The organism is Azohydromonas lata, from assembly GCF_034427735.1.
GTDB classification, from domain to species: domain Bacteria; phylum Pseudomonadota; class Gammaproteobacteria; order Burkholderiales; family Burkholderiaceae_C; genus Azohydromonas; species Azohydromonas lata.
The window spans coordinates 22,115-28,118 of record NZ_JAXOJX010000081.1 but is presented as its reverse complement, the minus strand read 5'-3'; the positions used below and the strand labels follow the sequence as shown (position 1 = coordinate 28,118).

General features: G+C 67.9%; 5 protein-coding genes. 3 read left to right on the top strand and 2 right to left on the bottom strand.

What is annotated here, in order from left to right:
• Nucleotides 1-640: 640 nt before the first annotated feature.
• Nucleotides 641-1,081 (top strand): response regulator, encoded by a 441-nt coding sequence (locus tag SM757_RS29720; RefSeq protein WP_084267519.1) that lies wholly within the window; start codon nt 641-643, stop codon nt 1,079-1,081.
• 244 nt (nt 1,082-1,325) lie between these two features.
• Here SM757_RS29720 and SM757_RS29715 read toward each other — a convergent pair whose 3' ends face one another.
• A complete protein-coding gene (locus SM757_RS29715) occupies nt 1,326-2,012 on the bottom strand; it encodes a hypothetical protein (protein WP_322468114.1) in 687 nt (228 codons plus the stop codon).
• 165 nt (nt 2,013-2,177) lie between these two features.
• On the opposite strand from SM757_RS29715, the gene SM757_RS29710 reads away from it, so the two are divergent.
• The gene (locus SM757_RS29710; protein WP_322468113.1) at nt 2,178-2,528 is read left to right on the top strand and encodes an antibiotic biosynthesis monooxygenase family protein; all 351 of its coding nucleotides are present in this window, start codon (nt 2,178-2,180) and stop codon (nt 2,526-2,528) included.
• A 21-nt stretch (nt 2,529-2,549) separates the two neighbouring features.
• Complete coding sequence (locus tag SM757_RS29705; protein WP_322468112.1) at nt 2,550-5,003, top strand: ligase-associated DNA damage response DEXH box helicase; 2,454 nt, start codon at nt 2,550-2,552, stop codon at nt 5,001-5,003.
• A 232-nt stretch (nt 5,004-5,235) separates the two neighbouring features.
• On the opposite strand, the gene SM757_RS29700 is transcribed toward SM757_RS29705, so the two are convergent.
• Entirely contained in the window at nt 5,236-6,003 is a 768-nt protein-coding gene (locus SM757_RS29700; protein WP_322468111.1) for a hypothetical protein, read from the bottom strand.
• Between the last annotated feature and the right edge of the window lies 1 nt (nt 6,004).

Genomic DNA, 6,004 nt, shown 5'->3' with positions numbered 1-6,004 from the left:
GCGGCGCTGGCCGGCAGCAGCGGCGCTGCTGCCGCGGGCACGGCGGCAGCCACCAGCGCCAGCAGGACCGGCAGCCCGCGCGAAAGGCCAGGGCCGGTGCGGGGCGCCGGTGGAGAAAGCGCGGGGGCGCGGCGGAGGGGGGGCGGACGGGTCATGGGCGTCACTCCTGGAGCTGGGGAGGCGGCGGCGCTCGCCGTGGGCCGCCCCGCGGCGGGTCGCGGCAGGCGTTGGGCGCGGCTCTCCTCCTTGGGCAGACGGGCATGGGGTGTTTCGCTTGGGCGCTGGCGTGTTGGCCTGGAGATACGCAGCGCACCGGGCTGCCGGATGCAAGCGCTCTCCTTGCCCGAGCGGGTCGTGTGGGATAGTGGCGGTCGTGCTCCAGGAAGTCTTGCCTGCGTGACAACGCACGTCCCGTCCCCGTTGCCTGCTGGGCCTAACCGCGGCCCCCACCGGGCTGCGCGTTGCGCCCTGGGGCGGTGCTGGCGGCTTCGCGCTCCGGCGCCGACACGCTTTCAAACACACTGGGGCCGGTTCACCCTTGTCCGGGGGCTTGCCGGACCCAACTGGACTCGCCCAAGACGAGTTCCACGCTCCCGCCCACGTTCACATCCACTTTTTGGAACGCATCACCGCGCCTGACATGCTTGACCAACACGATGTCCCGTCCGCTTCCCCGACCGATGGGGCGCAGCCTGGAGAGGCGCCGCCGCAGGGCCGCCGCATCCTGATCGTGGACGACAACGCCGACAGCGCCGACAGCCTGGCCATGCTGCTGCAGTTGGGCGGCCACGAGGCGCACACCGCCTACGACGGCCCGCAGGGCCTGGAGGCCGCGGCGCGGCTGCAGCCCGACGTGATGCTGCTGGACCTGGGCCTGCCCGGCATGGACGGCTGCGAGGTCTGCCGCCGCGTGCGCCAGCAGCCCTGGGCGCGCCGCGCGCTGCTGGTGGCCGTCACCGGCTGGGGCCAGGCCGCCGACCGCCAGCGCTCGCAGGAGGCCGGTTTCGATGCCCACCTCGTCAAGCCGGTGGAGCTGCAGGCGCTGGAAAAGATCATCGCGGGGCTGGCGGGCAGGGGGTGAGCGAGCGCCAGGGCCGGGTTTTTGCATTGGGCGCATCCCGCGAGCCAGTGCGCTCCGCGCTCTACGTCGTCATGCCCGCGAAAGCGGGCATCCACGCCGGCCGGGGTGCTGGCGTGCCGACGCCTGCCTTGGGCGATGCCGTTCGAAAGACATGTTTTGGTGTTCGTGGATGCCCGCTTTCGCGGGCATGACGGATCTGGGTGCGTGGCGCTTTGACCGCCAGGCTGGCCAAGGCGCCGCCCCCTCATTTCGCCGCAAAGCAATAGAACAGCCCCGCCCCCCCGGTGCCCTTGAGCGCGTCCTGGCTGCAGCCCCGCGTGGGGTGCGAGGTGTTCCAGGACTTGGCGGCGGCGCTGTCGTCCAGCCCCGTGCGGTCGCTGTGGCCCACCATGGCCGCGCCCTCGCCGCTGTGCGTCCAGTTGCGGCAGCTCATGTCGTTGGCGCCGGCCGGGTAGGCCGTGCCGTCGGACTGCGTGCCCGTGAGCACGTCGTGCATGTTGGGCGTGTCGCCGCGGCCGTTGACCACCTCGCCCTTCTCGGTGAGCGCGGTCTGCTTGGTCAGGCGGTTGTCCTGGTGCAGTTGCGCCACGCTGTCGGCGATCACCACGCCCTTGGCGTTGCGCCAAGGGCCCGCCCCGATGCGGTCGCGGGCGTTGACGGCGGGTGTGCCGTCGCTGGCGCTGGTGCTGAGGTAGGCACGCCAGGTGCGCCCGCCCGCGCCCACGTCCTCGGCCAGCGCCTGGCAGTGCTTGTCTGCGCCGGCCAGGCCGCCCAGGTCCGCGCCGCGGCCCAGCCCCGTGCTGGTGACGAAAAAGCCCAACTGCGAGCCGGCGGCGGCGCCGCCGCCGCCGCCTTGGGGACTTTGGGGGCTTTGGGCACAGGCGGACAGCAGCGCGGTGGACAGCAGCAGGGCGGGGGCAAGGACTCGCATCGTTCGTCTCCTGGTCGGTGTGGGTTGGGCGGCAACGGCGGGGTGGCGTGCTGCACGCGGCGTGCTCCGTGGGAGCACCGGCTTGCGGCATGCTCGCACCGTGTACGCATGAAGCCCCGCCGCGCTTCGCGGCGCCATCGCGCCACCGCCGACTTGAGCAAGAACATGACCTCACCCAGCTTCGCCCGCTTGCCTGAGCCGCCGTACTACGCGGTGATCTTTTCCTCGCTGCGCACCGGCGGCGACCACGGCTACGAGGCCATGGCGCAGCGCATGGTGGAGCTGGGCGCTGCGCAGCCGGGTTTCCTGGGCATTGAAAGCGCGCGCGGCGACGACGGCCTGGGCATCACCGTCTCCTACTGGCGCGACCTGGAGTCCATCGCCGCCTGGCGCCGCCACGCCGAGCACGAGGTGGCGCGCGAGAGCGGCCGCAGCGACTGGTACGCCGCCTACGAGCTGCGCGTGGCCCGCGTGGAGCGCGCCTACGGCTGGACGGCCACGCCGCCCAAGGGCTGACGCGGCCCAACCGTCCGCGACGTGCCCCGCGCCCAACGCGCTGCCACCGCCGCCCTGGCCGCCGCCGAGGCCTGGTTCGCCGAACGGGGCTGGAAGCCTTTTGCCTTCCAGCGCGAGGTCTGGCGCGCCATGGCCGCAGGCAAAAGCGGCCTGCTCAACGCGACCACGGGCGCCGGCAAGACCTACGCCGTCTGGTTCGGGGCGCTGCAGCGGCGCACGGCCGCGCGCGGGCTGCAGGTGTTGTGGATCACGCCCATGCGCGCCCTGGCCAGCGACACGGCACGGGCGCTGGCACAGGTGCTGCCCGCCCTGGCGCCGGACTTCGCCCTGGGGCAGCGCACGGGCGACACCTCCAGCGCCGAGCGCGCCCGCCAGGACCGCCAGCGCCCCCAGGCGCTGGTGACCACGCCGGAATCCCTGAGCCTGCTGCTCACGCGCGCCGACGTGCACGCGGAGTTGGGCAGCGTGCACACCGTGGTGGTGGACGAATGGCACGAGCTCATAGGGAGCAAGCGCGGCGTGCAGGTGCAACTGGCGCTGGCGCGGCTGCGGCGCTGGCAGCCCGCGCTGGCCACCTGGGGCCTGAGCGCCACGCTGGGCAACCTGGACGAGGCCATGGACACCCTGGTGGGCGCCGGTGGCGGACGCCTGGTGCACGGCCGCGTGCCCAAGCGCTTGGTGCTGGACACGCTGCTGCCCGCCGGTGCCGCCCGCTACACCTGGCCCGGGCAGTTGGGCGCGCGCATGGTGGAGCCGGTGGTGCGCGAGATCGAGTCGGCCGCCACCTCGCTGGTCTTCACCAACGTGCGCTCGCAGGCCGAGGCCTGGTACCAGCGGCTGCTGGACGCGCGGCCGGACTGGGCCGGCCTCATCGCGCTGCACCACGGCTCGCTGGACCGCTCGCTGCGCGAGTGGGTGGAGCAGGGCCTCAAGGAAGGCAAGCTCAAGGCCGTGGTGGCCACCTCCTCGCTGGACCTGGGCGTGGACTTCTTGCCTGTGGAGCGCGTGCTGCAGATAGGCAGCCCCAAAGGGGTGGCGCGGCTGCTGCAGCGCGCGGGCCGTTCCGGCCACGCGCCGGGGCGCGCCAGCCGGGCCACGCTGGTGCCCACGCAGCTCTTTGAGCTGCTGGAGGCCGCCGCCCTGCGCCGCGCCGCGCTGGCCGGCGACATCGAGTCGCGCCGCAGCCCGGATCAACCCATGGACGTGCTGGTGCAGCACCTGGTGACGGTGGCGCTGGGCGGCGGTTTCGACGCCGAACCGCAAGCCGACGGCACTTGGGCTGCGCCTGCGATGTACGAGGAGGTGCGCAGCGCCCCGGCTTATCGGGCGCTCACGCGCGAGGCATTCGATTGGGCGCTGGCCTTCGCCGGGCAGGGCGGGGCGAGCCTGACCGCCTACCCGCAATACCACCGGCTGCAAGTCGTGGACGGGAGATTCCGCGTGACGGACCGCGGCATTGCGCACCGGCACCGGCTGCAGGTGGGCACCATCGTTTCCGAAACCACCATGCGGCTGCAGATGGTGGGCGGCGCCTCGCTGGGCACGGTGGACGAGAGTTTCATTTCCCGTTTGGCGCCGGGTGACTGTTTCTGGTTTGGCGGGCGTTTGCTGGAATTCGTGCGCGTGCGGGATTTGACGGCCTACGTCACCCGCGCCACCAAGAAATCCGGCCGCATGCCAGTTTGGTCCGGCACGCGCATGGCCTTGTCCGACGAATTGGCCGGCGCCCTGCGCGAATTGATGCACGAGGCGGGGCAGGGTATTTACAAGGAGCCGGAGCTGCGCGCCGCGCGGCCCATGCTGGAATTGCAGGCAACGGTTTCCCGCTTGCCGGGTGCGGGCGAATTGCTGGTGGAGCGCCACAAATCGCGCGAAGGTTTTCACTTGTGGCTGTACCCCTTCGCGGGCGGGCCCGTGCATTTGGGGCTGGCGGGGCTGCTGGCCTGGCGGCTGGCGCAGCTTCAAGCCAACACCTTTTCGCTGGCGGTGAACGACCACGGGCTGGAATTGCTCAGCGCGCTGCCGGTGGACATTGCGCCGCTGCTGGACGGATCGGCATTCGCCTGCGACCGCCTGGAGGCGGATTTATTGGCCAGCCTGGACGCGCGGCAACTGGCGCAGCGGCGCTTCCGGGAAATTGCCCGCGTGGCGGGGCTGGTGTTTGGCGGCTATCCCGGCGCGGCCAAGAGCGCGCGTCAACTGCAGGCCTCCAGCGGGCTATTTTTCGACGTGTTCAGGCAATACGACCCGGACAATCTCCTGCTCGCCCAAGCGAAAAACGAAGCGCTGGCGCAGGAACTGGAAATCAATCGCCTGCGCCGGACGCTGCAGCGCTTGTCCACGCAGCGCGTGGTGCTGGTGGATTTACAGGAGCCCAGCCCCTTTGCCGTGCCTCTGATGGTGGAGCGCTGGCGCGAACAACTCAGCACGGAAAAGCTGGGGGAGCGGCTGGCGCGGATCGTGGGGGAGGTTTGAGAATGCCTTGTTTGTCAATTTAAATGCATTTGCATCCCATAAGAGGAGCCGTCGCGATAGCTGCTTCGTCATTCCCGCGAAGGCGGGAATCCAGGTGGCCCCCACGCCAGCTGTAAGCGGGTGAGCTCGCGGAAGAACGAATTCCGTATTTCCAAAAATATCCCTGCGCACTGGTGTGGGGCCGCCTGGGTCCCCGCCTGCGCGGAGATGATGAAATCTTGAGCGTGGCCGATCAGCTTACGGCTGGCAGGGTCGGTTGCTTTTCATCGAAAGGCAGCAGGCTGATAATGAATTTTCGAGCCTCTTGAGCTTTCTTTGAAAATGCAGAGGGGTGATGAATCCGGAGGCAGCGAATCTTGTCGTGAAGCGTAAATTCCCAAAGGTGATGCTTGGTAATTTTGTGTTGGGAGTAATAGTCTTTGCTGTTTCGGCAAACTTGCCCATCGCCCTTGATTGGGAAGAATCCCCTTCGGTGTGAGGCGGAGCTGATTCCGTTTGCGAAAATTATAATATCTGGTTTGAAAAAATTTATTTGAACCTTCAACAGCTGCTCAGAATACTTCTTGATGGTGTCGAAGTAAGGCGAGCCTATGGGACTGCCGCCTTTCCAATCAAAGCAAAACAGATTTGTATAAATCAATCCATCAGTGCCACACTGTTTGGCTGCTGAACGCAGGAAATTAAAGAAAGTAAATCCTCTGGATTTTTCTTTGTTGAGTCCGGATTCAAATATGTATTGATGCCGATTCATTGCCTTTTCAATGTATGCGGGCAGATCAGTGAACCGCTCGTCCTTGTTCAATACCTTCCAGCCAGCTGTCTCTGCTCCAACCACCATGACCCTGTGCCGTGCTTGCTGAATGTTCGGTGGAACCGATGGCAAGAAGAGCCCGGAAAGCTTTGCATGATTGCCTGCGTCTGGCCGGAATTTGTCCAGCAGTGCCGTATCCAGGCTGCCCAGGATGTCGAGATATTGGGCTGCCAGTTGTTGTTTTTCCATG

Bases quoted from the DNA above. Each gene is read 5' to 3' on its own strand.
- SM757_RS29710 (WP_322468113.1), top strand. From the start codon at position 2,178: ATGACCTCACCCAGCTTCGCCCGCTTGCCTGAGCCGCCGTACTACGCG.
- SM757_RS29720 (WP_084267519.1), top strand. From the start codon at position 641: ATGCTTGACCAACACGATGTCCCGTCCGCTTCCCCGACCGATGGGGCG.
- SM757_RS29715 (WP_322468114.1), bottom strand. From the start codon at position 2,012: ATGCGAGTCCTTGCCCCCGCCCTGCTGCTGTCCACCGCGCTGCTGTCC.
- SM757_RS29700 (WP_322468111.1), bottom strand. From the start codon at position 6,003: ATGGAAAAACAACAACTGGCAGCCCAATATCTCGACATCCTGGGCAGC.